Raw genomic sequence first — 26,018 nt, forward strand, 5'->3', positions numbered from 1 at the left:
AAACAGTGTCGAGTCCCAGCGGGATAAGACTTTCCCTACTTCATCAAGGCCCGCGCACGGCGCGGGCGCGCGCCGCCTCTACGGCGCGGCCCGCCTCCTGTCTTCGCCCCGGCTGGCCGCGCCCGGCGGCGCGCTCGGCGGCTGCGGGCATGAAGCGGGGAGACACCCTCTGTGGCTGGGACGGTCGGCTCCACGGCGACCTCTCTAGTCGGGCAGAAGGCCGGGAATCGTGGGGTTGGCTAGACCGCGTGAGCGTGAGAAATAGACCAGCCAACCCTTAGAAGTCATTTCGATCGAACGACGACGCTGGTCTGATTCTTCCCGACTACTTGTGACCAGTCCGAACCGTTCGAGATCCACGACATTTTTGCGCATGTGCGTGCGGTCATTGAAGCCAAGGTCTTGGTGATCACCCGGGGAACATGCCCCACCGATACCGGCGAGATCGTCGAGCAATCGCCACATTCGCGGCTGAAGGCGAATATCCCGTTCGTATTTCATCGCCAAACTGGCTAGCCACTCTCTCGCAGCTGACTCAATTTCGTCAGGTGCACTTTCAAGGAAAAATTCCGGCTCCAGGCCGAACGAAAAGTCCTGGGAATAGCTCAATGAGTCCCGTAGATTCTGGTGGCTCACTTCGTAGATGTGCTCGAAGGCTTTCGCAGAGACTGGCGCAGAAGCGGAGTCGCCAACACTGTAGTGTCGAAGTCGGGCCTCGATGAGCTGCGGAATGTAGGAGTCTGGAACGGGAGAGATATCGATAGGATCAGACAGGACGCCGTTCATCCGAGGCGTCGCAGCCACACTGCGTGCAATCCCACGAGCCCCGCAGATAACCCAGCGCGTACCAGGCAGCTGCAGGACTGGATCCCGGATCTCCTCCATGACACGTTGAGCTTCGCTGGAGACGTCGATGAGCTCCAGGTTGTCAATGAGCCCTACAAAGCCCCCAGAGCCGTCAGGAAAAGCATCGCCGAGCCACCTCTTGACCGCCGATCTAAATCCTGCCTGAGTATATCCCTGAGACGTATTAGCAGCAATTCCAGCCGATCCAGTGAGCCCCCCGAAGGGGCTACTGAACCCACCGCCGCGGGCCCTGAGGACGGGTGAGTTCAGCCAAAGGTTGAGATCTTTAGTGCGAGGCACCGAACGTCCGGCGTTCTTTAGCGTCTTCTCATGCTCAAGAAAAGCTCGCGCAATGCCGAAGTAGCAGGAACTAACGAACTCTTCCGCATCCTCTTTGACCTGAAGGGGTTCAGGTAAGGGCAGATATAGCTGTTGGCTTCGTCCTCGCGTGAAATCCTCGCTCGCAACCCATGTGGCGACCGATACGAGACTGGTCTTACCTACGCCGTTTGGGCCTTCCAGAACAACATGCATGTCGCTTTCCCGGATCCGACGCAGAAGCGCACGAAGTTCTACGTCTCGCCCGACGAGGAGCTCCCGTCCATCTTCGCTGCCCGGGAGGGGCTTCACGACGTACGGATTACCTTTGAAGCCCAGGCTGAGCCAGAAGTCCAACGGGCGCTCCTCTCGCGCGGACCGGGGCCCCATTCTATGCGGTGCCTACCGGAGTTGAGGGGCAAACCGATTGGCTAGTGGACCGGAGAACGTGGCCGCGCGCGATAGACACGAGCGCCCTCCCTGGGGCCGTCTCCGGGCCGTGGAAGGGCGCTCAATGGTGACCAACGTCGACAGCTGCCGACAGTTCAGCAGCAGGCCACGGCGTTGATCCATCAGGTGGCCGCAGGTCACGGCCGCCGTTGATCAGTTGTGGCTGCGCTGAGCCAGCCAGCACACAGGTCCGTAGGTGTGGACGACTCTGTCGCGGCGAACCGCCCCGACTGGCTAAAGGGTGTTGCAGAAAGCCGTGATCAGGCAGGCCGGAGCGGGTGTCCGGGCCTGTGCGGTCATGCGGCGAGGGCGAGGTTGTGCATGCGCGCGACGGCCTGGACGGCGTGGTGGAGGCCGTCGCCGCGTTGCCGGCAGTCGCGGAGGATCTTGTAGTTCTTCATGCGGGAGAAGGTGTGCTCGACGCGGGCGCGGACCTTGCGATGCTGCGCATTGTCCTCCTCCTCGCCCTTCAGCAGGGGCCGTCCGGGGCGTTTGCGGTGCGGGACGATCAGGCCGGTGTTGATGTAGGCGCCGTCGCCGAGGACCGTCACGCCTTCGCAGTGCTGGGCCAGGCCGGAGTCCCGCCAGGCTTTCGCGTCCGCGGTGTTGCCGGGCACCGGCCGGGCGGTCGCCACCACCAGCCGGGTCTCGGCGTCCACGATGACCTGCACGTTCGCCGAGAACCGGTAGTTACGGGAGGACGCTCCGACCGTGCGGTCGCGGACCGGGACGAGGGTGCCGTCGACAATCCACAGCCGGTCGGTGGCATCGGCGGGAGACCGGGCCGGCTCGAGTGCAAGCAGCGGGCCGAGCCGCTGGATCACCCGGCACACGGTCGCGGGCGAGATGCCGAACAGCGGGGCGAGTTGCCGCATGGTGAGGTTCGTGCGGTAGTACACGGCCACCCCAGCACCCGCTCGGCCAGCGGAAGCCGCCACGGACGACCCCAGCCACATCCCTCGCCACCGCGTTCCCGGACTGCTTTCAGCAGCCGACCGAACTGGTCCGTCCGCAGCCCCGTGAACGTCTCCACCCACACCCGCTCGGCCCTCAACACCCCAGCCATGCAACGGATATGCCCAGATCACGGCCTTCTGCAACACCCTTTAGGCCTCCCGGAAAGTCTAAGGACGCGATCTGGTCCACCCGCCGAGGCCGCCGTGCTACAGCCATGTCGGTGGTTGCCGTATGGCTAGGAAATAGTCACGCGCGACTGCCAGGGGATCAGTCGTGGGTGGCCCGCGCCGCAGGAGTGACGGCGCGTACGTGCCGACCAGACGCCGCGCTCGGCGCGCTGGATTGATTCTGTCGGACCTAGATCACGCGCGAGGGTTGCGCGCATCAAGGACGAATGGAGCCCAGCTGACGCGCTTCTTGACCTCTCGATCGTCTAGCCAGTCCTTAGCACTGAATAGTCCACCAAAGGCCGCTCCTGCGCCTGGGATAATCTGGTTCAGAATCGCAACTGCCGTGGGGACGCCATAAGTTCTCAACTTACCCTTACCCTTGATGAAGCGATCAAGAACGTCGCGCGCATGCCGATCAGCCTGCGCTGCCACTTCTGCCGCTAGGGCTTTGAGGTCTTTGCCCTCAACGTCGGTTTCCGCGAGCAAGTTGCGGAACTCGGCGATGCGTTCGTGAGATCGGAGATCATTAATACTCTCATGGAAAGCCCCCTGCGGGCCTAGATGATCCAAAGTATGGATGCCGGTGATTTGCTCCGCCAAGACTAGTCGATCCCCCACTCGAGGGTTTTCTTGAATTAACCCTGCCGCTCCTGACGCGTAGCTGTTGAAGATCACGTCAATGTTGAAATCCAGCGCTGCTGCAATGCCAATATCTGCAACTACGTTTTCGAAGCGCAGTCCGGAAGCGTTAAACGCCCGCCCGGAGAGGCGGAAGGTGGCGAGCTGTTGACTGTGGTGATCGGGCGTGAACTCAAATGGAACCGCTTGGGTGATACGTTCTATCGCCCGATGCATTCCTCTGTTAGCGATTCTATCCCGCCGAATCATCTCGCCTTCGGGGATCCCATGCGCCATATGCGTGAATTGCTCCAGCGCGACGCTGGCGCGCTCCATGAGGAGTGGCTCATCCTCGATGAACTTAATGAAGTGTTCATTCTGGAGATCACTCGGGCATAGCTCCCTACAGATAAACCAAATCTCATCGTAAGAGAGAACCAGGCCGGTGACGTTCTCTAAAACCGGATTAGGGAATGCACCTGATGGAATATTCAGGTGATTCTTGTAGTCGTAACAAACCGGTCCTGTGAGCCCCACCAATGCTCGCTTCACTCGCGCCTCCCTAACTGTAATGAGCCTCCCACTACCGTGCAGACGCGCGTGCGGCGTTGCCGGTTCCCCGTCACGGCGGTGCTCGCTCACGCTGCGGCCCACGGCAGTGACGGCAGCGTTGAGTACGTGGCGATGCCTTGAAGAACAGCCCGACGATGGCGGCGACAACGCCCAGCACCGTGCCGATAGTCGCGCACAGCGCGTTCGTGCTCCGCTATCCGAGGTAGCCCAGAGTGACGATCAGGGGCGCCAGCGGCTACGCCGCCACAGCGTCCGTACGGCAGGTGTCGCGCATCCCGAGCCGCCGGCGTTCCGCATCAAGGGAGCCGTACTCCAGAGCGGCATGTTGCCCGACAACAGCTGCAAGGCCGATTGCGACGCCCCTCCCGGCGGTTGATCGTCCGTCCGTGCGCCTGGGCGGCGACCCCGAACGATCGACTGGTGGACCCACGGCAGTGACGGCAACGACGGCGGACGGCAGCTGGGCAGCCGGGCATGGTCGCAGCAGGGTGCCATTGGCCCGCACCACCAGGGCATGCCCGCATCTTCTAAGCACTTGGTCAACGACCACGCGGCCACAACCGACCGAGGCCGTGCCAGGTGCGTGCCAGATCGTGCGGGGAACGACGGGAAATGGCGGGGGCCAAGCCGGCGGTCAGGCAGGCCGCTTTGCCACTTCGCCTCAGGTCAGTGCAGCAACTTCCGCCAGAGGACACAAGCTTCCCAGGTTGAGGGCTCAGACCCCGTGATCGCGGGCCAGCCTCCGCGGCTTGTTGAGGAGCTCGTCGTGGAATTAGCCAGTCGCCATGCGCCCAGTCGCTCGCAGAACATACGCAATTACTGAGGCAAGTCGCACGAACAGGTAATCCACAGCAGCGTCGTTGGGTATGGCAATTTGACTGTGCTCATGGTGCCTGATACCGAACTTGTTGCCGATATCCGTCAATCTTCTAAACTCCGCCTCAAGTTCATCACGGTACGGCGCAGAGCCAAAGGATGATCTGTCCAGAAGCTCACTAACCGATGTCTTTTTATCCTTGCTCGCACCAAACTCCAGGGTCTTCAGTCGTTCGAATCCATCCCATAGTTTTTCAACCGCATCGCGCCGATGTTCCGGGCGCCTCGAAGTAAAGCGGACCATCGCATCAGTCAGTTTGGCATTCAGCTCGGGGTCTTCGGTCTCTGGCCGGAATTCGGAGATCACGCTTCGTGCTTCCGGCGGTGCGATTCTCCGGACCTGCAGATCATCGTCTAGCGTGAAAGCTATTCCGTTCCTGGCGAAGAGAAAATTTACACTGCTCTGGAACTCGCCTTGCCCTTTGGATCGGCCGCGAGAGCGATCACTGAAGGAGTAATGATGGTGCTCGCCATTCCATGGGTGCAGCGAACGGTGAGTCGGATCTTCAATATGGTGAGAAATGAACTCAACTACGTCTAGTGCAGTGGCAGTATCTGGCACCCAACCGGTCGCTAGAAGGTCCGTCATGCGGAAAGGATTTACGCTACTGCGAATCTCCATTCCGAATAGATCATCATCACCGGTGCACTCCATTGCGCAGGAGACGAGATCGGGAACGTGTGCGGTTAGAGAATCAAGGAAAGCCTGCTCGTTTACACCGGTAATTACGCTATGTCCAGTACGATCGTCCGAGCAGTCGTAAGCAGGAAAGGCTCGTGCGAGATAGCCATCGCCGATGTATCGGCGGATCAAAGCTACAAGGCCTCGCCACGTCGCGTGCGAGATCTCCTCGGCGACGCGCGGTTTGCCGCGCCCTATACGGTCGGAGTAGAAGGTCCCATCAGCCATGGCCCAACCATGCCAGCAGTCGTCGCCAGCCTTCAACGAAGATGTGCCTCCGGAGCCGTTGCCGTGGCGACTGTCAGTAAGAGGAACTGACGAGATGCCGCGTTTCTGCCCTGCTGGGGACCTTCCAGTCTCAGACTGTTAGAGGTGCTCTTCACGGGCCGCTCAGAGCCAGCCGGGCCGAGGGGGAGCCACCGTTGGACAAGGATGCACACCTGGGGGAAGGCCATGAGCGAGTGGATCGTTGCTTACAACCTGAACGGCGGAGACCCCGCCAATCCCTCGTACTACGACGATGACGAGTTGGACCCGGAGGAGGCCGAGGCTCGTGCGGAGGAGCGTCGACAGAAGGACGGTCATGATGATGCGCTCCGACACCAGCGCGAGCTCCGCCGAAACGGACTGTTGTGACAGAGAGACGTCGCGGACGCTGCATGCCAAGCGCGCATGGGTTGTTCAGCTCTGCCGTCCGTGAGTGTCTAACTGCGTGACAACGCCGACGCACGCCGGAGAACAGGCCCGGACGCTCATGGACCATCAGCGCTGCTGAGGAGCGGGCCAGCCCAAGGCAGCGCCCCCGCCCAAGTTGCTTCGGGACGAAGAGGTCTCTTCCTTTTTGGCTGGTGGAAGCCGAGGGCGGATCGTGGGCCGTCCCGGCCGTCCACGGTCACCCGACACTGACCGGCAGCGACAGACGCCCACGGCATCTGAACTGGTCAGAACCGTGGGCTTCTTCAGTCCCGCTGGCCAGCGGAGCCGGTGATCAGTAGACGGGCTTCTGAGCACTGACAGGAGGGCCACCTCAGGGACGCCGCCTTGACCATGCCCTTTAGGACTGGAGTTCGCTCACCGCCAGGAGATGACCGCGGCTGGTTGCCAGGCGGACCACGTCTCGTAGGGCTCGGGTCACTTCGGTCAGCATGAGCCGCAGGTCATCGCGGCCGGCGTCCTGGTCGCCGAGGACTCCCGCGGCCCGTTCCAGAAGATCGGTTGCCATCCCGAGCTGTACCGCTTCGATGTTGTCCGCCAGGCGGGACATGTAGCCGCCGCTGTCATCGGTGCTCAGGTAGCAGGGCTTACCGTCCGGGCCCGACCACGGGAGGAGTCGTAGTTCGTTCTGCGGCGTCATCTGTGCGCCCGCCTTTCTTCGATCACGTGGTGGGTGCTGAAGACGGCGTCGACACGATCCCCAGGGAACACCAGTAGTGCCGCCTCAATGACTCGCCCGGTGTTGTCTGCCGCAACGCGGGTGATCGCGAGAACGGCCAAGGCTGTGTTGATCCGCAGGGTCGACGCCTCATCCGGCGTTGGGAGACGGGCGGACACCATCTCGTGCACCTCGGCCGGCGGCGGGTCCGGCACACAGAAACTGGCCTCCGCCCACGCCCGTGAGGACCGGTTGCTGCGCGCCGTAGTCGGTGTTAGGTCTCGCGGTACGTAGACGCGGGCCAGGCTGTGCGGGGACTCTCCCTCGTAGCTGAGTCTGAGGAATTCGGTCAGTGGGCTTCCGTCGTCCACCTTCAGCAGCGCTGTCAGGTGGCCCCGCGCGGGCAGCACCGTAGTTCGGACCGTCACGCGCAGGCCCACGTCTGCGGCAGTCCGAGGATCCAGCGTGCCCCATCCACCGACGTACGTGACCTTGCGCAGCGGGCGGCGGACGAAGTTGCCCTTGCCGTGGATCTTCTCGACGAGGCCTTCTCCCTGGAGTACGGCCAGAGCGCTTCGCAGTGTGGCCGTGCTGACCTTGTACCGGTCGGCCAGGTCGGACTCGGACGGGAGCCGTTCACCGGGTCCGATTCGGCCGGTCGTGATCTGGCGTCTCAGGTCGTCAGCGACGACGAGGCGGCGTGACGTCATGGGCTGGGTCACCGCCTTCTCGTCATCCGCACGGCGACGAGCCGGGTTCGCCCGTTTATGGTCAGCAGCTCTCCCGACTCGAACAGGAGTTGCTTCGCGCCCTGGGGAAGCTGGAAGAGGTCGCTCACCCGGCAGGCCCGACCACCAACTTGGATGATGTCGCCCCGCAGAACGGTGGCCGCCGTGATCTCGACGTTGGATGCCAGCGCACCCCCCGGAACCCAATTGCTCACCGCTTCACCGCCGGTCGCGTGCAGTGGTCCGGCGCAGGGTGGCAGGAGCAGACGCAAGCCTCGTAGATCACCGGCAGGTCGACCGGTGCAAGGGATGGCGACGCTTCCGCGCAGGCTGTGTGGGTGCCGACCCGGCATGCGGTCGACAGGTAGGCAGCAGCCGCGGTTTCCGAAGCGTGGAGGCGTTGACGACTCGGCATCAGCGAACACCTGCCAAAGCCGAGAAGGCCTCCGCCGACAGTCGCGGCGCCACGACCACGGAACGCTGGAGTACACGCTGGCGCTCCCAGGCCAACACGTACGGACGGACGAGCACGTTGTCCTCGCCCAGGAGCAGGTGAAGGCGGTCAGCGGTGTCCGGCATCCAGCCCGGGACGGCCGGCGGTTCTACGGCGAGCGCGGGAGGCGTCGCCACAGCCGTTCGGGACGGCGTTAAGGCTCGGCGGTGCCTGCCCTTGGGGAAGTACCGCGCTCTGGCGAGCGAGACGGCACGACGGATACGGTTGAGCACGCTGCTCAGCTCCTATCGCTGATAGCTCGGTCCCCCGACATCGCCCGTCGTGGGGGCCGCTTTGCGTACGACCGCCCAAAGGGTGCGGCCGTTCAAGCTGGTGGCGTGGAGCCCGAATCGATCGGCCTCCGCCAGGATTTCCAGGACCTCCCGCCATGACTCGGCGGAGAGCGATTCCGGCACCTCCGCCTCCACCGACATGCACCGGTCGTGCTCCTCCACACGCGTGGTGAGCCCGACCGCCGATAACCGGGCGGCGATGGCCTCCGCGCTCACTCGCGAAGCGGGCACAGGGAAGCCTCCGTCACTCGGCGATCACTTTGAGTGAAGCTAGTTAACTAGATTAGAGCTAGTGGACTAGATTTTCCATATGCCTGAGCAGCCGCCCTATCTCCGCATCGCCGACGAGCTACGGCAGCGGATCGCGGAGCACGTGTGGGAACCGGGGGACCGGCTTCCCTCCCGCGCGCAGATCGGCCAGGAGTACGGCGTAGGCGAGAACGTCGTCCGCAGGGCTCAGGAGCTGCTGATCTCCCAAGGCGTCTTGGAAGGCCGAGCCGGTTCGGGCACCTACGTCGCCGAGCCCCGGCAACGCGTGCGCGTGGTGCGGTCGTCCGCGCGCGAGCAGCCCGAAGGGTCGCCCTTCCGGGCGGACATGAAGGCCGTCGGCAGGCAGGGCGACTGGGAGAGCAGGACCGACGCCAAGGTGCCGGCCCCGGCGGAAATCGCCGCCCGGCTTGGGATCGGCGAGGGCGAGCTGTGCGTCCGGACCGCGTACGAGTTCCTGGCCGACGGCAGGCCCGTGCAGCTCTCGACCAGTTGGGAACCGTACGACCTCACCGCCGGGACTCTCGTCGTGCTCCCCGAGGGAGGACCGCACGCAGGCGCGGGCGTCGTGAACCGCATGGCCGCGATCGGCATCACCATCAGCCATGCTGTGGAGCAGCCGGAGCCCAGGCAGGCGACCGCCGAGGAGGCGTCGCTACTCGGCATCCAGAAGGCCGCGCTGGTCACACACATCCGACGGACGTACTACAGCAACGAAGGCCGGCCCGTCGAAACGGCGGACGTCGTGGTGCCCGCGGCTCACTGCGAGATCGTCTACGAGATCCCGATCAACCGCTAGCCCAGCCTTGGGTACGCCGTATGGCCGACGACGCCCAGCTCTGTCCCGAGTGCAGCCAGCCACTGAAGTCCGGCGGTCTTGTGCTGTCCAAGCAAGACGACGACGGCCGGAGGGCCTGCCGGTCTCTGTGGCAGTGCATCGACCGGCATACCTGGTGGCAGTGGGCGGATCGGCCGGAGGAGGCATTGGAGGTCTGTTTAGTCCCGGAGCTGTTTCGCTGACATCAACGAGGCCGGACGGCGGCATACAGCAGCGCCCCCGGACGACCGTCGGACCAGCCGCCGATGGTCCCAGGGGCGGGCGTAGATCGAACTCCTAAAGCGGGTGTCGCAGGTTCGAATCCTGCCGGGGGCACAGAGAAACACCTGGTCAGAGGCCCTGTCGTCCTAGTTGACGGCAGGGCCTCCGGGTTTTGCAGGCCGACCCGACGCGGGTACGACGACATGATCGACCGACCGTCTCGGGGCCTTGGTGAGAGCCCCCCGTCCCGGCCCCTCACGCTCCAGGTCGGCGGGCGCCCACCAGCCCGGTCTCGTAGGCGACGATGACGAGCTGGGCGCGGTCGCGCGCACGCAGCTTGGTGAGCAAGCGTCCGATGTGGGTCTTGACCGTGGCCAGGCTCAGGTGGAGGTGTTCGGTGATCTCCGTGTTGGACAGACCTCGCGCGATCAGGCCGAGCACCTCCAACTCCCGGTCGGTGATTCCGTCCAGTGAGCGGACGGGCGGGCGCGCAGGCTCTGGGCGGCGGGCGAACTCCGCGATCAGGCGGCGGGTCACCGAGGGGGCGAGCAGCGCCTCGCCCGCTGCGACGACGCGGATGGCGGTGAGGACCTCGGGCGGCGGGGTGTCCTTGAGCAGGAAGCCCGCGGCGCCGGCGCGCAGGGCGGCGTAGACGTACTCGTCCAGGTCGAAGGTGGTGAGGATGAGGACGCGGACGCCGGACAGGGCCGGGTCCGTGCAGATCTGCCGGGTCGCCTCGATGCCGTCGAGGTCCGGCATGCGTATGTCCATCAGCACGACGTCCGGCCGTTCGCGGCGGGCGAGTTCGACGGCCTCCACTCCGTTCGCGGCCTCGCCCACGGCCGTCATACCGGGAGTGTGATCGACGAGGACCCGGAAGCTGCCGCGCACCATTGCCTGGTCGTCAGCGATCAACACCCGGACGGGGGGCACGACGGTCGTGGTCATTGGTTCCCTTCGGCCGGCAGGCGGACGGACACGGCGAAGCCGCCCTCCGGCCGGGGGCCCGCCTCGAAGCTGCCGCCGTACATCATCGCCCGCTCCCGCATCCCCAGAAGGCCGTGCCCGCCCGAAAGTCCGTGGGCCGCCGGTCTTGGTGCGGACGGTTTCCCCTCGTCCGTGATGTCGATGCGGACCTCTCGCCCTTCCACCTCCACCGTCACCCGGCAGCGGGTCGGGGCTGCGTGCCGGACCACGTTGGTGAGGGCCTCCTGGACGATCCGGTAGATGGTCAACTGTGTCCCCTCGGCCAGGCCCTCCACGGCGCGCACCGTCAGATCGACGTCCACCCCTGCCCGGCGTGCCTCCTCGGCCAGCAGGTCGAGTCGGTCGAGATCCGGTGCGGGTCCCAGGGGCGCGCCCTGGGTGCGCAGCACACCGAGCGTGCGCCGCATGTCGGCCAGCGCGGAACGACTCGTCTCCTCGATGACCTTGAGGGCGGCCCGTGCCTCCCGCGGGTCGGCCTCCGCCACATGCCCGGCGACGCCCGCCTTGACGGCGATCAGGCTGAGGTTGTGCGAGACGATGTCGTGCAGCTCGCGGGCGATCCGCAGACGTTCCTCGTCCAGTGCGCGCTCCGACCGGCGCCGCTGTTCCCGGGCGGCCTCGGCCCGGCGGCCGCGCACGGTGAACCCCATGCCCCAGGCCCCGCCGATCACCAGGAGTACGAGCCCGGCCACCCCTACGGCGCCACGCCAGTCCTCGGCGGGAGTGACCACCGCTTCCCCGAGGTAGACAGCACCGCACGCCACCGGCAGCGTCACCGCGAGCGCGGGCACGGACCGGCGGGCGGGCTCGGCCAGTCCGACGAGATAGGCCGCGAGCCCGGCGGCGGCGTACGGCTCACGGGGGATGTCGAGGAGCGATGCCGTGGCCAGGGCGGCCAGTACGGCCACCAGGACCGCGAGCGGCCATCGGCGGCGTACGGCGACCGGCAGGCCGACCATGGCCGCGATCAGACAGCCGAGCCAGAACGGGCCTGTGTAGACGGGCTGGCCGTCGTCGGCGGTCAGCCGGGCGAAGCCGATGTACACGGCGGTCAGGGCCAGCGCCGCGCCGAGGTCGAGGGCGTGGAGATGGCGCTGCCGCTTGGGCTTCATCGTCCGACCGTACTTGGACATGTGCACTCAACCGGCCTGTCCCAGCAGCACCATCAACCCAAGCGTCACCAGGATCAGCGGCATCCAGCGGAGCACCGCTGCCCGGCTGGGGCGGGGCGCCGCACACAGCAGGGTCAAGCCCAGCGGCACCAGTGCGGCGCACAGTCCGGCCAGGGCCACCAGTGACAGCGGGGTGGTCCCCTTGAGTACTCCGAGGGGCAGTGCCGCGGTGAGACCGAGTGCGGCGGCGCGGGCCGGGCCGAGCACCCGGGTGCGCCAGGCGCCGAGGGCAAGGACGATCCACCCGGCGAGGATGGCGAGGTTCAGCGTGGCGAAGACGTGGAAGGCCCCGTAGCCGGCAGAGACCGCTTCGGTGGCGGGCCCGACCCCCTGGGAACGCACCAGCTGAAAGGCCAGATGGTCCACCCCCGCGTGGAAGGTGCGCGCGAACAGTCCGAGCATCACCAGAACCCCGCCCCACAGGCCCCAGCCGGCGCTCCGCACCCCGATCCGTGCGGCCAACACCGCCACTGCGGGCCAGAGCAGCAGGCTGCCCGCCGCGAAGAGGCCGTATGCGGTGGCCATCAGGGTGGGGTGCCGCTCGTACGCGGCGAGTTGGTCGGGGTAGAAGAAGTGGAAGCGGGCCCGCAGCAACGCGCCGGTCAGCATCAGGAGTGGGCCGAGCACCATGGCGGTGCCGCCCACCCAACGTCCGGGGAAGCCGGTGGCCTCCCACCGCTCCACAGGCAGCGCGCCACGCAGGCGGGCGCCGATCGTTGTGACCGGGGCGGCCATGGACGTCGTCGGGTTCGTCATGCTGACGACGATGCCTTCGCCGTCCCCCGCAGGGCGTCGGACCATGAGCTGAACCGCGGGGTCAGACCTGGGTATGACCCTTCGGGTCACCGAACAGGCACCTGCTCCGGTCCGGCGCGTGTGCGTGCCGTGCTCCCGAGCGGCGGCGTCGCTGACATCAGCGACACCTGTCCCTGCGTCAGGGGGCGTTGCCAACGTCCGCGGTGTCGCTGAGCCGCCCGGCGGATCCGTACGGGGCTCAGGACGTGCTTCCCCGGCACACCGTCCCCGCGGCCGGGGTGCGGCCCGTGCGGAGGTATGTGTCGACCGCCTTCGTGACGCAGCGGTTCTGCGGATAGGTGCCGTGGCCCTCCTCCTCGGCGGTCAGGAGGACCCCGACGCCGTCGCCCAGGGCGCGGGCCATGTGGCGGGCGCCGGGGTAGGGGGTGGTCGGGTCGCCGGTGCCGCCGACCACCAGGACGGGGGCAGCGCCTTCGGCGTTCACCTGGAGCGTGGCGCGCTCGCCGTCGAACGGCCAGTCGTAGCAGAGGTAGACGCCGGCGGACCAGGCCTCGCCGAAGACGGGCGAGGCGGCCTTGACGCGGGCCTCGTCCCGGTCGAGGCGTTCGAAGCCGGGGCGCAGGCTGGAGTCCGCGCAGGTGATCGCGGTCCGGGCGACGCGGCTGTTGTCGCGCGGGGTCGCCGCCCGGTCGGCGGAGCCGGTGTCGTCCGCGCCCTTGCTCAGCGGACGGCCGTCGTTGTCGTCGATCAGCGCGGTGAGGGCCTTGGCGAGCGGCTCCCAGCCGTCCGTGCCGCGGACGAGGTGGTCGCCGACGGCGTGCGCGAGGTCGTCGGCGTCGAGGTTCCTTCCGGCGCCGGCCGGGGCGGGCTTCTTCTTCAGGCGGTCGGCCAAGCCCGCCATGCGCCGCTCGGCCTCCTCGGGCCCGTCGCCGGTCGGGCAGTGGCGGATACGGGCCGCGCAGTGCGCAGCGAACCGGTCGAACGCCGCCTGGACCGCCTTGACCTGCGACACCTGCTGCTCGCTGAGGTCCTCGGTCGGATCGACGGGCGCTTCCAGGACGAGCCGTCCGACGTGCGACGGGTACAGGTGGGCGTAGACCGCGCCGAGCGCCGTTCCGTACGAGACGCCGAAGTAGTGCAGCCGTTCGTCGCCGAGGAGGTAGCGCATCAGGTCGAGGTCGCGCGCGGTGTGCGAGGTGCCGATGAACGGGAGGATCGCCCCGGAGTGCTCGGCGCAGGCGTCGGCCCCGGCGTAGCCGGTGTCGTCCGCGGTCTTCCCGCAGCGCACGGGGATGGTCGCGCCGACGCCGCGCGGGTCGAAGGAGACCAGGTCGTAGCGGTCGAGGAGCGGCTCGTACTGCTTGAGGCGTTCGGGCAGTCCGCTCACGCCGGACACGCCGGGGCCGCCGAAGTTGAGAACGAGCGAGCCGATGCGCCGGGCGTTCGGGCCGGTGGCCTTGCGGCGGATCAGGGCGACGTCGATCGTCCTGCCGTCCGGCTTCCGGTAGTCGAGGGGGGCCTTCATGGTGGCGCAGTCGTAGCCGGTGCGCGCGGTGGGCGGCGAGGTGCAGCGGGACCAGCGGAGGTGCTGGCCGGTGGTGAGCGCGGTGGGCAGACCGGCGGGCGGGTTGCTCGCGGTGAGCTCCGTACGCGGTTGCGCACTCCGGCCGGGAGCGTCGTGCTGGAGCCAGGCGCCGACGGCGCCGATCGCGGCGAGGAGGACCCCCGCGACGACGAGTGCACCGGCCGAGAGGCCCGGTCTGCTGCTTTTCGTCGGATGTGCGCCACTCATCGAAATCCCCGCGCTCCCGCCCCTGGACGCCCGCCCCGTGCCCGCACGCCCGTACCCGTACCCGTACCCGTGATCGTCCGACCGTCCGATCGTCGAATGCGTGCAGGCTACAAGCCGCCTCCGACAGCACGGCCGACGCCCGGCGTTCACGGGGTCATGCCGTCGGTGGTCAGTAGTGGCTCGTCACTACGACGTAGAGGCAGGCAACGGCCGCGGCCGTGCAGAGGAGGGCGACGGTGATCAGCGTGCAGCCGAGTGCTCCGGTGGTCCAGGCGATGGTCGACCAGGCGCGCCGGGTCGCTCGGGCGGCTCGCCGGGCTGCTTGCTGGTATTCGCTGTCGTCGTCCATCTCCGGGTCAGGAGAGCACGCGAGGGCGTGAAAGTCACCTGGGTGCTCGCCCCGGGTGAGGCCCCGCGCTTTCGTGGTACCGGGCACGGGCCTTCCTCACGGCGTCGAGTGCGGCGCCCGCGCTCGCGCCGTCGACGTTGAGCGGGGGGTTCAGCCGGGAGATCAACTCGCGTTCCACCGGGAGCGGGTCGGGGTGTTCGGCCCACGTGAGGGTCAGGTGCTCGTGCATCCATGCGGTGAGACGTTCCTCGTCCTCCGGGACGAGGACCACCCGGTCCGTCCGCACCGTCCGGTAGCCCTCCGTGGGCATGAGCAGGCCCGCCAGTGTGCGTCGCAGCGTGGAACTGCCGGAGTGTCGCAAGTGGTTGGACGTGATCCGGCTGCGCAGGCGGGTGGCCTTGCCGAGGTACAGCAGCCGGCGCCCGGGATCCGCGGGGTTCACCGGTCCCGGGAAGGAGGGGAGCACGCTGGGCGGGGCCCACCAGGCGTACAGCCCGGCGGTCCTCGGCAGGGCGGCCGCGGCCTCGGACAGTGACCGCGGTGAGGTGAACAGGGCTTCGCCGGTCGGTCGTACGGCTGTTTGCTCCGACATGGCCGCAGGATACGGGCGCGGGTGGAGGCTTACGGAGGTCTTCTTCGGATCAGGTCTCACTGCCTGCTCAGCGCCCGCGACACCCCCGCCGTCACCGTCGTCGCCAGGATCCAGCCGGATGCGATCAGGGTGTACGAGAGCCACTGGCCGGGGCCCCGGGGGGCGAAGGCGGGTTCCTGGCCGAAGGTGACGATGGGGACGAGGAGGTCGAGGGTGTAGAAGACGGCGTTGAACGGGGGTGCCTTGCCGGGGTCGAGGGGGTCCGGGGTGTGCAGGGCGAAGTAGAGGGCGCCGCCGGCCAGTAGGGCCAGGAGCCAGAGGCCGGCGCGGAGGGGGCGGTAGCCGTAGCCGACGGCGGCGTCCTGGACGTGGCCCCAGAGGCGGGTGTGGGCGGGGAGGCCGGCGCGGCGGTGGCGTTGTTTGGCCAGCAGGACCGTGCGGGCCTCGTCGTCGTGGCCGAGACGCCGGTAGGCCGCCGCCAGTTGCTCGTAGGGCTGGGGGAGGTAGCCGCCGGGTGAGCGGCGGATCCAGCGGATGCGGTCGGTGGCCGGCAGGGGGGTGGCCAGCGTGTCGTACGTCGTGTCGGTCAGGCGGAGGTCGGCGGGCCAGGTGTCCCGGTCGTCGTGGAGCGTGCCTAGGTGGGCGCCGCGGGCGTCCACCGTTCCGTCGACCGGGCGCCGGGTGCGCAGGTCCGTCTCCCGGGCCTGGACCGCCCGCAGGGACAGGGCGGTGCCGCCCGGGTGGGTCAGTTCGGCGTCGCGGAAGCTGAGTTCCGTGCCGACGCGGGTGCCGTCGAGTTTCACGGCGCCGTCGACCGTGAGACCGAGGCCCAGGTCGAAGTTGCGGGCGACGGTGACGTCCACCGCCTCCAGGGCGACGTCACCGGTGTTGCTCAGCCGGGCGCCGCAGAAGCCGATGGCCGCCCCGACCGTGGCGCCGGAGAGGATGAGCCGGCCCTCCGCGCTGAAGCCGGGGTGGCAGGTGAAGTCCTCGGTGACGCGCACGTGGTAGGCGTCCAGGGCGTGGCGGCCGGGGGCGTGGAGCGAGACGCCCTCCAGGTCGAACTCGCCGTCCACGGCCGCGCCGGACAGCCGGAACGTCCCCTCCACGGCCAGGCCGGTGCACAGTGCGTCGCCTCCCACCTGGGCGTGGACCGCCGATATCGCCTCGCCGTCGGGGAAGGAGATCTTCGTGTGGCGCAGGTCCAGGTCTCCGTTGATCTGGGTGCGGGAGAGGACCAGGGGACCCGTGAGGCGGCAGTGGGTGAGGGTCAGTCTCGCGTCGATCTGTGCCGTGTCCGCCACGAGTCCGGGCAGGGTGCAGCCCGTCATGGCCAGTTCCCGGGTCCGGGCGCCTTTCAGCAGCGGTGCCTCGTCGAAGCGGCAGTCGGTCAGGACGACCGGTGCCGTGATCTCCGTGAACCGGAGGTCCAGGAGGCCCGTGATCCGCGCACCGGTCAGCCGGAGTGCGGGGCGGTCGCCCGGCCCGCCCGCGTCGTTGGCGCCCAGCAGCAGGGCCGCGACGACTTCGGACCGGATCGTTCGGTCCGGTGCCGCCGGGTCGTGCGGGGCGCCCGGGGCGTTCGACGCACCCGGGGCGCCCGGAACTTCGACGGGGCGGCCTTGCGGGTAGGCGTCCCACAACCGGCGTTCGTGGGCGTTGAGTTCGTTGAGGCGCACGAGTGACGATCTTCCTGGGGCCGCTGCCCGCCGGGCAAGCCCCCTTTTCTCCCTTCCGCCGCCTCGCCGGTCCCGTCAGACACTCATCCGCCCCGTCAGGCCCTCGCCCGCCCCGTCAGGCCCTCGTCCGCCCCCTCAGGCCCTCGCCTGCGCGCCCACCGTCACGTGCTCGCCCGGTGCGCACCGCAGCAGGCGGGAGGTGTGGCCCCTGCGGCCGGCCTCCGTGAGGAAGTCCTCCAAGGGGAAGCGGAAGACCGTGTAGTCGTTGTAGTGGACGGGCAGCGCCTGGCGCGGGCGGAGCAGGTCGAGCAGGCCGGCGCCCTGCTCGGCGTCCATGGTGACCACGAGACCGCCGGGCAGGGTCGTGCCGCCGAGGTGCAGGACGGCCAGGTGGATGTCCGGGTGCCGTACGGCGATCTCGCGCAGGCCGTCGTACATCAGGGTGTCGCCGGAGAGGTAGAGGACGAGGCGGGTCTCGCCCGTCCGGTCGCCGAACTACAGCAGGCTGCCCATCACCGGCGGCAGCAGGAAGCGGGCGGAGCCGGGCGCATGGCGGCCGGGGAGCGCGGTGACGCGGACGGTGGAGTCGCCGCGGTACACGGTGTACCGCTGCCAGGTGTGCAGGCCGGCGGCGCGGCGGAAGCCGTACAGGCCCTTCAGGAGGCGGGAGCCGTGCGGGGTGGTGATGAACGGCAGACCGCGGTCCAGGCCGCGGCGGGCCACCCGGTCAAAGTGGTCGCCGTGGAGGTGGGAGAGGACCACGGCGTCCAGGTCCCCGTGCGGCAGTTCCGTCACGTCGAGGGCCGGCTCGGTGACCCGGCGCGAGACCAGCCCGTAGCCGAGGTGGGCCCGCTGGCCGCGGTGGAGGAAGTTGGGGTCCGTCAGGAGGGTCAGGTCGCCGTAGCGGATCAGCAGGGTCGCGTTGCCGATGAACTGGATGTCCGCGACGCCCTTGGGCGGCTTCCCCGGCGTCGGCGGGTTCCCCGGCTCCGGCGGGTTCCCGGGTTCCGGCGGCTTCCCCGGCACCGGCGGGGTGGGTGAGTGGTGCGGCACGGCCGGCTCCTTCCGTCGCTCGCGACTCCCCCGGGTACTGCCACGGGTGCTCGCAGGGCCCGGAGTCACACTTCCGGTCGGGCCGGATCGCACGTCTCCCGGGTCAGGCGGACCGCCCCCGGGTCAGGCGGACCGCCGAGGCCAGGAAGAAGACGCCGCCGAGGAAGGCGTAGCCCGCGAGGCTGCCCAGCGACGGGTCGTCGGCGCCCGCCCGCGTGACGAACGAGATGCCGGCGAGTGTCGAGATGGCGCCGCTGACGATCATCGGCCACTGACCGCCCAGCCGGCGGCGGACGGCACCCGCGACGAGCTGGACGATGCCCGCGGTGACGGCCCACGCGCCCCAGACGCGCAGGACGGCCGGGATGCCCGAGGTGGCGGCGAGGGCGAGGGCGAGGACCGTCAGGGAGCTGATCGCGATGTTCGCGTACAGGGGGCCGGCCGGGCCGCCGTTCGCCCGCGCCGACCGGACGTCGACGATCGCGGCGCCGACGTCGAACAGCGGATAGACCAGCAGGAGCGTGGTGCTGAGCGGGCCCAGTGTGTCGGCGGTGGCGAAGAGCAGGGCGGCCCATACGGCGGCGAACGCGAAGCGGACGAAGTACAGCTTGCGCAGGGTGACGGGGACGCCGGCGGGCGGGGCGGCGGCGATCGGGGGTGCGGTGTCCACGGGAGTGCCTTTCGGTGAAGGAGAGAGAGCGAGGTAGAACGTTCGGTCTTGTCGTGCAGTCAAGGGCCTCCCGCCACCCCTTGTCAAGACCGAACGTTCTACCTCGCCACCTTGATACGGTGGTCCCATGAGTCCGAGCGCGGAAACCCGTCCCCCCTCCGAAGCGCGAGCCCGGCTGCTCGGCACCGCCACGAAGATCTTCTACTCGGAGGGCATCCACTCCGTCGGCATCGACCGGATCACCGCGGAGGCGCAGGTCACGCGGGCCACGCTGTACCGGCACTTCTCGGGCAAGGAGGACCTGATCCTCGCCTACCTCGACCAGGCCGACCGGGGGATCCGGGCGCAGGTGGCCGCGGCCGTGAGCGGTACGCCCTCGGCCGCCGGGCAGGTCCGGGCCGTCGCGCGGTCCATCGTCGACGGGATCCGGTCCCCGGGTTTCCGCGGCTGCGCCTTCCTGAACGCCGTCGCCGAGTACCCGGACCCGGAGCACCCCGTGCACCGGGCGGTGCTGGCCCACCGGCAGTGGTTCCTGGACACCGTCACCGGGCTGTTGGCGCGGGTGGGCGAGGGCCGGGCACCCGTGGACGCCGCCGGACGGCACCTGGTCATGCTGCGGGACGGCGCGATGGCGGCCGGGTGCCTCTTCGACCCCGAGCTGATCTCCGAGACATTCCTGCACGGCGTGGAGGGTGTCCTGAGAGACGTCTCGGAAAAATCTTCCGCCTGACCCCTCCCGCCGTGTCGAGAACGCGCGTCCGGCTCCGTCCCAGGGGTGAAGGCGGCCACAATGGGCCGCATCAGCACCGAGGAGACGACGCATCATGGCCAAGTACCTGCTGCTCAAGCACTACCGAGGCGCCCCGGCACCGGCCAACGACGTGCCGATGGACCAGTGGACGCCGGACGAGGTCTCGGCGCACATCCAGTACATGAACGACTTCGCGGCCCGGCTCGAGAAGACCGGCGAGTTCGTCGACGGGCAGGCACTCGCCCCCGAGGGGACATGGGTGCGGTACGACGGTGAGGGGCGGCCGCCGGTCACCGACGGGCCGTTCGCCGAGACCAAGGACCTCATCGCCGGCTGGATGGTGATCGACGTCGACGACTACGAGCGCGCCGTCGAGCTGGCCGGGGAGCTGTCCGCCGCCCCGGGCGCGGGCGGGAGGCCGATCCACGAGTGGCTGGAGCTGCGTCCGTTCATGGGCGCGCACCCGACCGTCACGGAGTGACCTCCCGATGGACGCGGCTCCGGCGGACGGGGATTCGGTGGACGAGGCTCCACCGGACAGGGCTCCGATGGACGAGGCCCTGATCCGGAGCCTCACCCCCGGCGTGCTGACCGTCCTCGTCCGCCGCGGGGCCGACTTCGCGGCGGCCGAGGACGCGGTCCAGGACGCGCTGGTCGAGGCGGTCCGCGGCTGGCCGGCCGACCCGCCGCGGGACCCGAAGGGATGGCTCGTCACCGTGGCCTGGCGGCGGTTCCTCGACGCGGCCCGCGCCGACACCGCCCGCCGGCGGCGCGAGGACCGCGTCGAGGAGGAGCCCGCGCCCGGACCGGCACCGGACGCGGACGACACGCTCCAGCTGTACTTCCTGTGCGCGCATCCCTCGCTGACCCCGTCCTCCGCGGTCGCGCTCACCCTGCGCGCCGTCGGCGGGCTGACCACCCGGCAGATCGCGCGGGCGTACCTGGTGCCCGAGGCGACGATGGCGCAGCGGATCAGCCGGGCCAAGCGCACCGTCGCCGGTGTCCGGTTCGACCGGCCCGGCGATGTCGCCACCGTGCTGCGCGTGCTCTACCTGGTCTTCAACGAGGGCTACTCCGGTGACGTCGACCTGGCCGCCGAGGCCATCCGGCTCACCCGGCAGCTCGCGGCCTCCGTCGACCATCCCGAGGTGGCGGGGCTGCTCGCGCTGATGCTGCTCCACCACGCCCGGCGCGCGGCCCGGACGGCGCCCGACGGCAGCCTGGTGCCGCTCGCCGAGCAGGACCGCGGCCGTTGGGACACCGCGTCGATCGCCGAGGGGGTGGAGATCCTTCAGGCGGCGCTCGCCCGGGACCGGCTGGGCGAGTTCCAGGCCCAGGCCGCGATCGCCGCCCTGCACGCCGACGCGCCCACCGCCGGGGAGACCGACTGGGTGCAGATCGTGGAGTGGTACGACGAGCTGGCGCGGCTGACCGGCAACCCGGTGGTCCGGCTCAACCGGGCGGTCGCCGTCGGGGAGGCCGACGGCCCGCGCGCCGGGCTGGCGGCGCTCGCCGGGCTGGACGGGGCGCTGCCGCGTTACGCGGCGGTGGCGGCGTACCTGCACGAGCGCGACGGCGATGTGGACACGGCCGCACGGCTGTACGCCGAGGCGGCCCACAAGGCGCCCGACCTCGCCGAGCGCGACCATCTGACGCGGCAGGCCGCCCGCCTCAACTCCCGGCGTCGTGAGGACCGGTGACCGGCCCGGGCGCGGTCGCCGCGCGGGCACCGGTCTCGTCGGGAGGCGTGTGCACGTCCTCCGCCCGGCCGCCCGGGTGGCGCAGCGCGCAGAAGTAGCCGATCGCGAGGGCGACGGACATGCCGTAGAAGACCCACTGGTTGGCCTCGGCGAAGTCGAGGCGGATCGCGGGCATCGCGTCCCGCATGGCGGTCTGCGTCGGGCCGTCGCCCGTCGGGGTGCGGGTGTCCGCGTTGCCGGTGATCGCCTCGGTGACGTCCCGGGCCATGGGGCGCTGGGCGTCGGGCGGTACTCCGCGGGTGCTCAGGGTCTCCTCGACCCGGTCGGTCATGGAGTGCGTCAGCAGGGTGCCGAAGACGGCCAGGCCGACGCTGGCGGCGTAGTTGCGGACGGTCTGGGTGATGCCGGTGACCTCGCCGTAGGAGGAGCCGATCGAGCGGTTGACGGCGTCCGTCGACGCGGGGGCGAGGACGAAGCCGATGCCCGCGCCGGCGAGGGCGGCGTAGGGCCACTGGTCGTGCATGGACAGGTCGGTGAGCTTGCCGGCCCACAGCGCGAAGCCGACGGCGCCCAGGGCGCAGCCGATCCGCAGCGCCGGCCGGGCGCCCCGCCTGTCGAGGATGCGGCCGCCCCACTGGGAGGCGAGGGCGAATCCGGCGAAGAAGTACAGCAGGTACAGGGCGGCCTGGTTGGGCGAGGCGCTGAGCGAGACCTGGGCGTAGACCGAGGCGAAGAAGAACAGCGGGACGAACGCCAGCATGGCGAAGAAGAGCACCAGCGCGTCCACGGCGAACGCGCGGTCGCGGAAGACCGCGAGGTTGACCAGGGGGTGGCGGGTGCGCAGTTCGCGGCGGCAGAAGACGTGGAGGACGGCGAGGCCGCCCGCGATGCAGGCCCAGGTCGCCGCGTTGTCCCAGCCCCAGGTCGCCGACTGCTGGAAGCCGAGCACGCTCAGTCCCATGCCGGCGACGATCAGCAGGGCGCCCTTCACGTCCAGCGGCTCCTCGCGCCGGCGGTCGGGGATGCCGGCCAGCGCGGTCAGGACCAGTGCCGCGATCGCCACGGGGACGTTGACCCAGAAGATCGACCGCCAGGTCCACGCGGTCAGCCAGCCGCCGAGCAGCGGGCCCACGGCGGTCAGGGCGCCGGTGAGGCCGAAGAAGAGGGCGAGCGCGCGGCCCCGGCGCCCGACCGGGAACACCGCGACGACCACGGCGAGCGCGGCCGGGAAGAGCAGCGCGGCGCCCAGGCCCTGGACGGCGCGGAAGACGATGAGCCAGGTCAGCGCGTAGTCGCCGGAGGGCACGCAGCCGCACAGGACCGAGGCGAGGACGAAGACCAGGGTGCCGACGACGACCACGCGGCGTGGGCCCCACAGGTCGGCGAGGCGGCCGCCCAGGGCGAAGAAGGCGGCCAGGGCCAGCAGGTAGGCGTTGATCACCCACTGCATGCCGGAGGCCGACAGGCCCAGTTCCGAGACGATGTCGGGGGCGGCGATCGAGACGATCGTCTGGTCGATGAACGTCATCGCCACCGCGAACATCATGGCGGCGAGGGCCAGCGACTGGGAGGGAGGGCGGCCACCCGGCGTGCTCGGGTCCCGCTCCGTCTGCGATCCGCTCACCCGGCCAGTCTGCGTCCGCGCGGGTGACCGCGCATCCGGGCGCCGGACCGCGCCGGACCGCGCCGGCAGGGCCCGTACGACACCTCCTAGGCGCGGCGCCCGTACTCCGCGAGGGCCGGTGTCAGCAGGTCGAAGGCGCGGGGCGCCTCCCGCGCCAGCACCTCGGCGATCTCCGGGCCGGCGCGCCCCGACAGGGTCAGTTCCTGGATGCGGGCGAACAGGACGCGGTGGACCCCGCCGAGCAGGGCGGCGGCCGTGCGGGGGGTGATGTCGTCGGGCGGGGTGCCGGTCGCGTCGGCCAGGGCGGCGGCCAGTGCCTCCTCCCGCCGGTCGTGGAGACCGCGCAGGCACACGGTGAGGGTGGGGCTGTCGGCGATCATGCGGGTGAACGCCTCGCCGGCGAAGCCCGCGACCGGGTCCTGGGCCGCCACGGCGGCCAGGAAGGCGCGGCGCAGGGCCGACAGCGGCGTCTCGCCGGCTCCGCGTGCCGTCACGGTGGCGGCCGGGGCGGCGACGAACTCGTCCTGGTGGTCCAGGGCCAGGTCCTCCTTGCGCGGGAAGTAGTTCGTCACCGTCTTCTTGGCGACCCGGGCGGCGTCGGCGATCTCGGCGATCGTCGTGTGCTCGAAGCCGCGCTCGATGAACAGCCTGGTGGCGTGGTCGGAGATCAGCTGCCGCGTCTCGCGCTTCTTGGTCTCGCGCAGGCCCAGCGGCGGGGTGTCGTTCAGGTCCATGGGGAGAATTTTACCTCCGTAGCAATTTTATGTTGATTAACAGGATCGCCTCGGGGTAACTTTACTCTCGATGAACGAAATCAACGAGAGTCACGACACCGGCTCCGTACGGGAGTTCACCGTGAGCGACGCGGACGCCGGTCCCTACGCGCTCACCGAAGGACCGGACGGCGCCCTGTGGTTCACCCTCGTCCACCGGGGCGCCGTCGCCCGCAGGGGCCCGGACGACGGACTGGTCACCGTCCACCCGGTCGGCGACGGGCCGACCGTGATCACGGCGGGCCCGGACGGCGCCCTGTGGTTCACCGAGTACCGGGCGCACCGCATCGGCCGCCTCACCCCCGAGGGCGACTACGCGTCCTTCGCGCCCCGCACGCCCGGGGGCGGGCCGTTCGGAATCACGGCGGGACCGGACGGCGCGATGTGGTTCACGCTCTCCTCCGCCGACCGCGTCGGCCGCGTCACCGTGGACGGCGAGGTCACCGAGTACCCGGCGCCCGGCGCCTTCCCGTCCGCCCTCACGACCGGGTCCGACGGCGCCCTGTGGTGCACGCTCAACCAGGGCAACGCCGTGGGACGGCTGACCACCGACGGCCACGGCACCGCGTACCCGCTGCCGACCGAGGGTGCCGGGCCGGTGGGCATCGCCGCGGGTCCCGACGGCGCCCTGTGGTTCACCGAGATCGGGGCCGGGCGGATCGGCCGGATCACCGTCGACGGCGCCGTCACCGAGTACCCGCTGCCCGACCCCGCGGCCAGGCCGCACGCGGTGACGGCCGGGCCCGACGGCGCGCTGTGGTTCACCGAGTGGGGCGGTGGCCGGGTCGGCCGGATCACCGTCGACGGCGACATCACCTCCTACGCGCTCTCCCGCACCGACTGCGAACCGCACGGCATCACCGCACACGACGGCGCCCTGTGGTGCGCCCTGGAAACCGGCTCCCTGGCCAGAATCGAGGTCCGGCCTTGACCGACTCCGCCCCCGAGCCCGCGCCCGCTCCGGGTGCCGCTCCCGACCCGGACGTGCTGCATCCCCTCGCGCAGCACCCGCGCGTCGTCCTGCTCAAGCCCCTCGTCACCGACGAGCGCATCCAGGTCGGCGACTTCACCTACTACGACGACCCCGACGACGCCACCGCCTTCCAGACCCGCAACGTGCTCTACGCCTACGGTCCGGAGCGGCTGATCATCGGCAAGTACTGCGCGATCGCCACCGGCACCCGGTTCCTGATGGCCGGGGCCGAGCATCCCACCATGGGCGTGTCGACGTTCCCGTTCACCATGTTCGGCGGCGCCTGGGCCGAGGCCACGCTCGACCTGGTCACCGGCATGCCCAGCCGCGGCGACACCGTCGTCGGCAACGACGTGTGGTTCGGCTACGGCGCCACCGTCATGCCCGGCGTGCGCATCGGCGACGGCGCGATCATCGCCGCCGGGTCACTGGTGACCGGGGACGTGCCGCCGTACACCGTGGTCGGCGGCAGTCCGGCCCGGCCCATCCGTACCCGGTACGACGCCGAGGACGTCGCGCGGCTGCAACGGGCCGCGTGGTGGGACTGGCCGGTCGAGCTGGTCACCCGCCACGTGCGGACGATCATGTCGGGCACCCCGGCCGGGATCGAGGCCGTCGCGACGAAGGAGCTGCCCTGACCGCTGCCACGCCGTCCCCCGCCGCCCGTACCCCGGACCGATCCGCCGCAGGACCCACGGAAGGAAGCACCCGCTTGACCGACCCGACGCACTCCCCCGCCTCCGACGCCGCCGCCCCCGTCTTCGACGCCGCCGCCGAGTTCGACCGGCAGGTCCGCACCCTCGTCGCGCTCGGCTATCCGGCGCTGTCCGGCCACTCGCCCGAGCGGTTCACCGAACTGGTCGCACCGCTGCGCGCCGAGGCCGTGGCCCGCACGGACTCCGCGGCGTCCGCGGGGACGTCCGCGGCGTACGACCCCGCCGTCACCGGCCGGGTGCCCTTCGTCCTGGTCGTGGGACGCGAACGGGCCCCGATCGAGCGGACCATGCCCCTGACCGCGCTGCACGGCGGCCGGCTGCCCGGGTTCGTCGACCGCAGCTTCGAACCGGGCTCCCTGGAGCGGTTCGTCGCCACCGAGCCGGCCCGGCCGCCCGGGAAGGACGGCGTCCACCTGCTGTTCGACGTCGAGCGCGGGGAGGAGTTCTGCGGGGTCGTGCCGGGTGACGCGATGGCCACCGTCGCCGGGCGGGGCCGCACCTTGCTCACCATCGAGGAGGGCATCGCCCTGCTGACCCACGTCCCGGAGATCCTGGTCAAGAACAAGTGCTTCTCGATGGGCGGTTCACGGTGCGGGGACCGCCGGGTCCCGGCGCTCTGGATCAGCAAGCGGGCCCCGAAGCTCGGCTGGTGCTGGGAGGGCAACCCGCACACCTGGCTCGGTATGGCCTCCGCCGGGGCGCGTCACGCCTGAGCACCGTCCCGCCCGGGTGCCGCCGTCACACCGCGG

Annotated in this window: 25 protein-coding genes and 2 pseudogenes; 8 read left to right on the forward strand and 19 right to left on the reverse strand. The window is 69.7% G+C overall.

The window, feature by feature from the left end; translation table 11 throughout:
- Positions 1 to 204 precede the first annotated feature (204 nt).
- The 4 genes and pseudogenes from Sco07f_RS39815 to Sco07f_RS39825 all read right to left on the reverse strand — a co-directional run bounded on the left by Sco07f_RS39815 (position 205) and on the right by Sco07f_RS39825 (position 5,718).
- Complete coding sequence (locus Sco07f_RS39815) at positions 205 to 1,521, reverse strand: MarR family winged helix-turn-helix transcriptional regulator (protein ID WP_159106985.1); 1,317 nt, start codon at positions 1,519 to 1,521, stop codon at positions 205 to 207.
- Between the two features lie 389 nt (positions 1,522 to 1,910).
- A pseudogene (locus Sco07f_RS25835) lies at positions 1,911 to 2,680 on the reverse strand (transposase family protein).
- 253 nt (positions 2,681 to 2,933) lie between these two features.
- A complete protein-coding gene (locus tag Sco07f_RS39820; protein ID WP_159106986.1) occupies positions 2,934 to 3,911 on the reverse strand; it encodes a hypothetical protein in 978 nt (325 codons plus the stop codon).
- A gap of 793 nt (positions 3,912 to 4,704) precedes the next feature.
- Entirely contained in the window at positions 4,705 to 5,718 is a 1,014-nt protein-coding gene (locus Sco07f_RS39825; RefSeq protein ID WP_159106987.1) for a hypothetical protein, read from the reverse strand.
- A gap of 225 nt (positions 5,719 to 5,943) precedes the next feature.
- Between Sco07f_RS39825 and Sco07f_RS25840 the strand changes: the two genes are divergently transcribed.
- Positions 5,944 to 6,126, forward strand: coding sequence for a hypothetical protein (locus Sco07f_RS25840; RefSeq protein ID WP_159106988.1), 183 nt, complete (start codon positions 5,944 to 5,946; stop codon positions 6,124 to 6,126).
- Positions 6,127 to 6,544: 418 nt separating this feature from the next.
- On the opposite strand, the gene Sco07f_RS25845 is transcribed toward Sco07f_RS25840, so the two are convergent.
- The 4 genes from Sco07f_RS25845 to Sco07f_RS40795 form a co-directional block, all read right to left on the reverse strand.
- Positions 6,545 to 6,844 (reverse strand): hypothetical protein, encoded by a 300-nt coding sequence (locus tag Sco07f_RS25845; protein WP_108989336.1) that lies wholly within the window; start codon positions 6,842 to 6,844, stop codon positions 6,545 to 6,547.
- Positions 6,841 to 7,572, reverse strand: a complete 732-nt coding sequence (locus Sco07f_RS25850) for a GntR family transcriptional regulator (RefSeq protein ID WP_108989479.1) — start codon at positions 7,570 to 7,572, stop codon at positions 6,841 to 6,843. Before Sco07f_RS25850 ends, Sco07f_RS25845 begins: the two co-directional genes overlap by 4 nt.
- A gap of 8 nt (positions 7,573 to 7,580) precedes the next feature.
- A complete protein-coding gene (locus Sco07f_RS25855; protein ID WP_108989337.1) occupies positions 7,581 to 7,805 on the reverse strand; it encodes a hypothetical protein in 225 nt (74 codons plus the stop codon).
- Between the two features lie 523 nt (positions 7,806 to 8,328).
- Positions 8,329 to 8,607 carry a hypothetical protein gene (locus Sco07f_RS40795; RefSeq protein ID WP_108989340.1) on the reverse strand — a complete coding sequence of 93 codons (279 nt, stop codon included), beginning with the start codon at positions 8,605 to 8,607 and terminating at the stop codon, positions 8,329 to 8,331.
- Positions 8,608 to 8,686: 79 nt separating this feature from the next.
- On the opposite strand from Sco07f_RS40795, the gene Sco07f_RS25875 reads away from it, so the two are divergent.
- A complete protein-coding gene (locus tag Sco07f_RS25875) occupies positions 8,687 to 9,442 on the forward strand; it encodes a GntR family transcriptional regulator (RefSeq protein ID WP_108989341.1) in 756 nt (251 codons plus the stop codon).
- A gap of 495 nt (positions 9,443 to 9,937) precedes the next feature.
- Here the strand turns inward: Sco07f_RS25875 and Sco07f_RS25885 are convergent, their stop codons facing one another.
- The 9 genes and pseudogenes from Sco07f_RS25885 to Sco07f_RS25925 all read right to left on the reverse strand — a co-directional run bounded on the left by Sco07f_RS25885 (position 9,938) and on the right by Sco07f_RS25925 (position 18,732).
- Positions 9,938 to 10,630, reverse strand: coding sequence for a response regulator (locus Sco07f_RS25885; protein ID WP_108989342.1), 693 nt, complete (start codon positions 10,628 to 10,630; stop codon positions 9,938 to 9,940).
- Positions 10,627 to 11,781, reverse strand: a complete 1,155-nt coding sequence (locus tag Sco07f_RS25890) for a sensor histidine kinase (RefSeq protein ID WP_108989481.1) — start codon at positions 11,779 to 11,781, stop codon at positions 10,627 to 10,629. The genes Sco07f_RS25885 and Sco07f_RS25890 overlap by 4 nt, the downstream gene beginning before the upstream one ends.
- 27 nt (positions 11,782 to 11,808) lie before the next feature.
- Positions 11,809 to 12,597 carry a hypothetical protein gene (locus tag Sco07f_RS40800; RefSeq protein ID WP_239109376.1) on the reverse strand — a complete coding sequence of 263 codons (789 nt, stop codon included), beginning with the start codon at positions 12,595 to 12,597 and terminating at the stop codon, positions 11,809 to 11,811.
- 238 nt (positions 12,598 to 12,835) lie between these two features.
- A complete protein-coding gene (locus tag Sco07f_RS25900) occupies positions 12,836 to 14,389 on the reverse strand; it encodes an alpha/beta hydrolase (protein ID WP_108989344.1) in 1,554 nt (517 codons plus the stop codon).
- 169 nt (positions 14,390 to 14,558) lie between these two features.
- Positions 14,559 to 14,738, reverse strand: a complete 180-nt coding sequence (locus Sco07f_RS25905) for a hypothetical protein (RefSeq protein WP_007388769.1) — start codon at positions 14,736 to 14,738, stop codon at positions 14,559 to 14,561.
- 34 nt (positions 14,739 to 14,772) lie between these two features.
- Positions 14,773 to 15,330, reverse strand: coding sequence for a GIY-YIG nuclease family protein (locus Sco07f_RS25910; protein WP_108989345.1), 558 nt, complete (start codon positions 15,328 to 15,330; stop codon positions 14,773 to 14,775).
- Between the two features lie 56 nt (positions 15,331 to 15,386).
- Positions 15,387 to 17,009 carry an oxidoreductase gene (locus Sco07f_RS25915; protein WP_108989346.1) on the reverse strand — a complete coding sequence of 541 codons (1,623 nt, stop codon included), beginning with the start codon at positions 17,007 to 17,009 and terminating at the stop codon, positions 15,387 to 15,389.
- 135 nt (positions 17,010 to 17,144) lie between these two features.
- A pseudogene (locus Sco07f_RS25920) lies at positions 17,145 to 17,948 on the reverse strand (MBL fold metallo-hydrolase).
- A 217-nt stretch (positions 17,949 to 18,165) separates the two neighbouring features.
- Entirely contained in the window at positions 18,166 to 18,732 is a 567-nt protein-coding gene (locus Sco07f_RS25925) for a hypothetical protein (RefSeq protein WP_174855411.1), read from the reverse strand.
- 127 nt (positions 18,733 to 18,859) lie between these two features.
- Between Sco07f_RS25925 and Sco07f_RS25930 the strand changes: the two genes are divergently transcribed.
- The 3 genes from Sco07f_RS25930 (at position 18,860) to Sco07f_RS25940 (ending at position 21,183) form a co-directional block, all read left to right on the forward strand.
- A complete protein-coding gene (locus Sco07f_RS25930; protein WP_108989347.1) occupies positions 18,860 to 19,462 on the forward strand; it encodes a TetR/AcrR family transcriptional regulator in 603 nt (200 codons plus the stop codon).
- A 94-nt stretch (positions 19,463 to 19,556) separates the two neighbouring features.
- A complete protein-coding gene (locus Sco07f_RS25935) occupies positions 19,557 to 19,964 on the forward strand; it encodes a YciI family protein (protein ID WP_108989348.1) in 408 nt (135 codons plus the stop codon).
- A gap of 67 nt (positions 19,965 to 20,031) precedes the next feature.
- Positions 20,032 to 21,183 carry an RNA polymerase sigma factor gene (locus tag Sco07f_RS25940; RefSeq protein ID WP_108989349.1) on the forward strand — a complete coding sequence of 384 codons (1,152 nt, stop codon included), beginning with the start codon at positions 20,032 to 20,034 and terminating at the stop codon, positions 21,181 to 21,183.
- Here the strand turns inward: Sco07f_RS25940 and Sco07f_RS25945 are convergent.
- Both Sco07f_RS25945 and Sco07f_RS25950 read right to left on the reverse strand, forming a co-directional pair.
- Positions 21,155 to 22,729, reverse strand: a complete 1,575-nt coding sequence (locus tag Sco07f_RS25945; RefSeq protein ID WP_108989482.1) for an MFS transporter — start codon at positions 22,727 to 22,729, stop codon at positions 21,155 to 21,157. The genes Sco07f_RS25940 and Sco07f_RS25945 overlap by 29 nt on opposite strands.
- A gap of 164 nt (positions 22,730 to 22,893) precedes the next feature.
- Positions 22,894 to 23,541, reverse strand: coding sequence for a TetR/AcrR family transcriptional regulator (locus Sco07f_RS25950; RefSeq protein ID WP_007388673.1), 648 nt, complete (start codon positions 23,539 to 23,541; stop codon positions 22,894 to 22,896).
- 70 nt (positions 23,542 to 23,611) lie between these two features.
- Between Sco07f_RS25950 and Sco07f_RS25955 the strand changes: the two genes are divergently transcribed.
- The 3 genes from Sco07f_RS25955 (at position 23,612) to Sco07f_RS25965 (ending at position 25,982) form a co-directional block, all read left to right on the forward strand.
- Complete coding sequence (locus Sco07f_RS25955; RefSeq protein WP_007388667.1) at positions 23,612 to 24,511, forward strand: Vgb family protein; 900 nt, start codon at positions 23,612 to 23,614, stop codon at positions 24,509 to 24,511.
- Positions 24,508 to 25,191: a CatB-related O-acetyltransferase gene (locus Sco07f_RS25960; protein ID WP_007388666.1), complete on the forward strand. Its 684-nt coding sequence runs from the start codon at positions 24,508 to 24,510 to the stop codon at positions 25,189 to 25,191. The genes Sco07f_RS25955 and Sco07f_RS25960 overlap by 4 nt, the downstream gene beginning before the upstream one ends.
- A gap of 74 nt (positions 25,192 to 25,265) precedes the next feature.
- Positions 25,266 to 25,982, forward strand: a complete 717-nt coding sequence (locus Sco07f_RS25965) for a DUF5701 family protein (protein ID WP_007388665.1) — start codon at positions 25,266 to 25,268, stop codon at positions 25,980 to 25,982.
- The last annotated feature ends 36 nt before the right edge of the window (positions 25,983 to 26,018 follow it).

Source organism: Streptomyces coelicoflavus (genome assembly GCF_003112555.1).
GTDB lineage: Bacteria > Actinomycetota > Actinomycetes > Streptomycetales > Streptomycetaceae > Streptomyces > Streptomyces coelicoflavus.

What these genes read in the sequence shown, in the direction of transcription:
- Sco07f_RS40800 (WP_239109376.1), bottom strand. Translation starts at nt 12,597, where the DNA reads ATGACGAACCCGACGACGTCCATGGCCGCCCCGGTCACAACGATCGGC.
- Sco07f_RS25910 (WP_108989345.1), bottom strand. Translation starts at nt 15,330, where the DNA reads ATGTCGGAGCAAACAGCCGTACGACCGACCGGCGAAGCCCTGTTCACC.
- Sco07f_RS25890 (WP_108989481.1), bottom strand. Translation starts at nt 11,781, where the DNA reads ATGAAGCCCAAGCGGCAGCGCCATCTCCACGCCCTCGACCTCGGCGCG.
- Sco07f_RS25850 (WP_108989479.1), bottom strand. Translation starts at nt 7,572, where the DNA reads ATGACGTCACGCCGCCTCGTCGTCGCTGACGACCTGAGACGCCAGATC.
- Sco07f_RS25955 (WP_007388667.1), top strand. Translation starts at nt 23,612, where the DNA reads ATGAACGAAATCAACGAGAGTCACGACACCGGCTCCGTACGGGAGTTC.
- Sco07f_RS25900 (WP_108989344.1), bottom strand. Translation starts at nt 14,389, where the DNA reads ATGAGTGGCGCACATCCGACGAAAAGCAGCAGACCGGGCCTCTCGGCC.
- Sco07f_RS25845 (WP_108989336.1), bottom strand. Translation starts at nt 6,844, where the DNA reads ATGACGCCGCAGAACGAACTACGACTCCTCCCGTGGTCGGGCCCGGAC.
- Sco07f_RS25840 (WP_159106988.1), top strand. Translation starts at nt 5,944, where the DNA reads ATGAGCGAGTGGATCGTTGCTTACAACCTGAACGGCGGAGACCCCGCC.
- Sco07f_RS25945 (WP_108989482.1), bottom strand. Translation starts at nt 22,729, where the DNA reads ATGATGTTCGCGGTGGCGATGACGTTCATCGACCAGACGATCGTCTCG.
- Sco07f_RS25935 (WP_108989348.1), top strand. Translation starts at nt 19,557, where the DNA reads ATGGCCAAGTACCTGCTGCTCAAGCACTACCGAGGCGCCCCGGCACCG.
- Sco07f_RS25950 (WP_007388673.1), bottom strand. Translation starts at nt 23,541, where the DNA reads ATGGACCTGAACGACACCCCGCCGCTGGGCCTGCGCGAGACCAAGAAG.
- Sco07f_RS39825 (WP_159106987.1), bottom strand. Translation starts at nt 5,718, where the DNA reads ATGGCTGATGGGACCTTCTACTCCGACCGTATAGGGCGCGGCAAACCG.
- Sco07f_RS25875 (WP_108989341.1), top strand. Translation starts at nt 8,687, where the DNA reads ATGCCTGAGCAGCCGCCCTATCTCCGCATCGCCGACGAGCTACGGCAG.
- Sco07f_RS25930 (WP_108989347.1), top strand. Translation starts at nt 18,860, where the DNA reads ATGAGTCCGAGCGCGGAAACCCGTCCCCCCTCCGAAGCGCGAGCCCGG.
- Sco07f_RS25885 (WP_108989342.1), bottom strand. Translation starts at nt 10,630, where the DNA reads ATGACCACGACCGTCGTGCCCCCCGTCCGGGTGTTGATCGCTGACGAC.
- Sco07f_RS25940 (WP_108989349.1), top strand. Translation starts at nt 20,032, where the DNA reads ATGGACGAGGCCCTGATCCGGAGCCTCACCCCCGGCGTGCTGACCGTC.
- Sco07f_RS25905 (WP_007388769.1), bottom strand. Translation starts at nt 14,738, where the DNA reads ATGGACGACGACAGCGAATACCAGCAAGCAGCCCGGCGAGCCGCCCGA.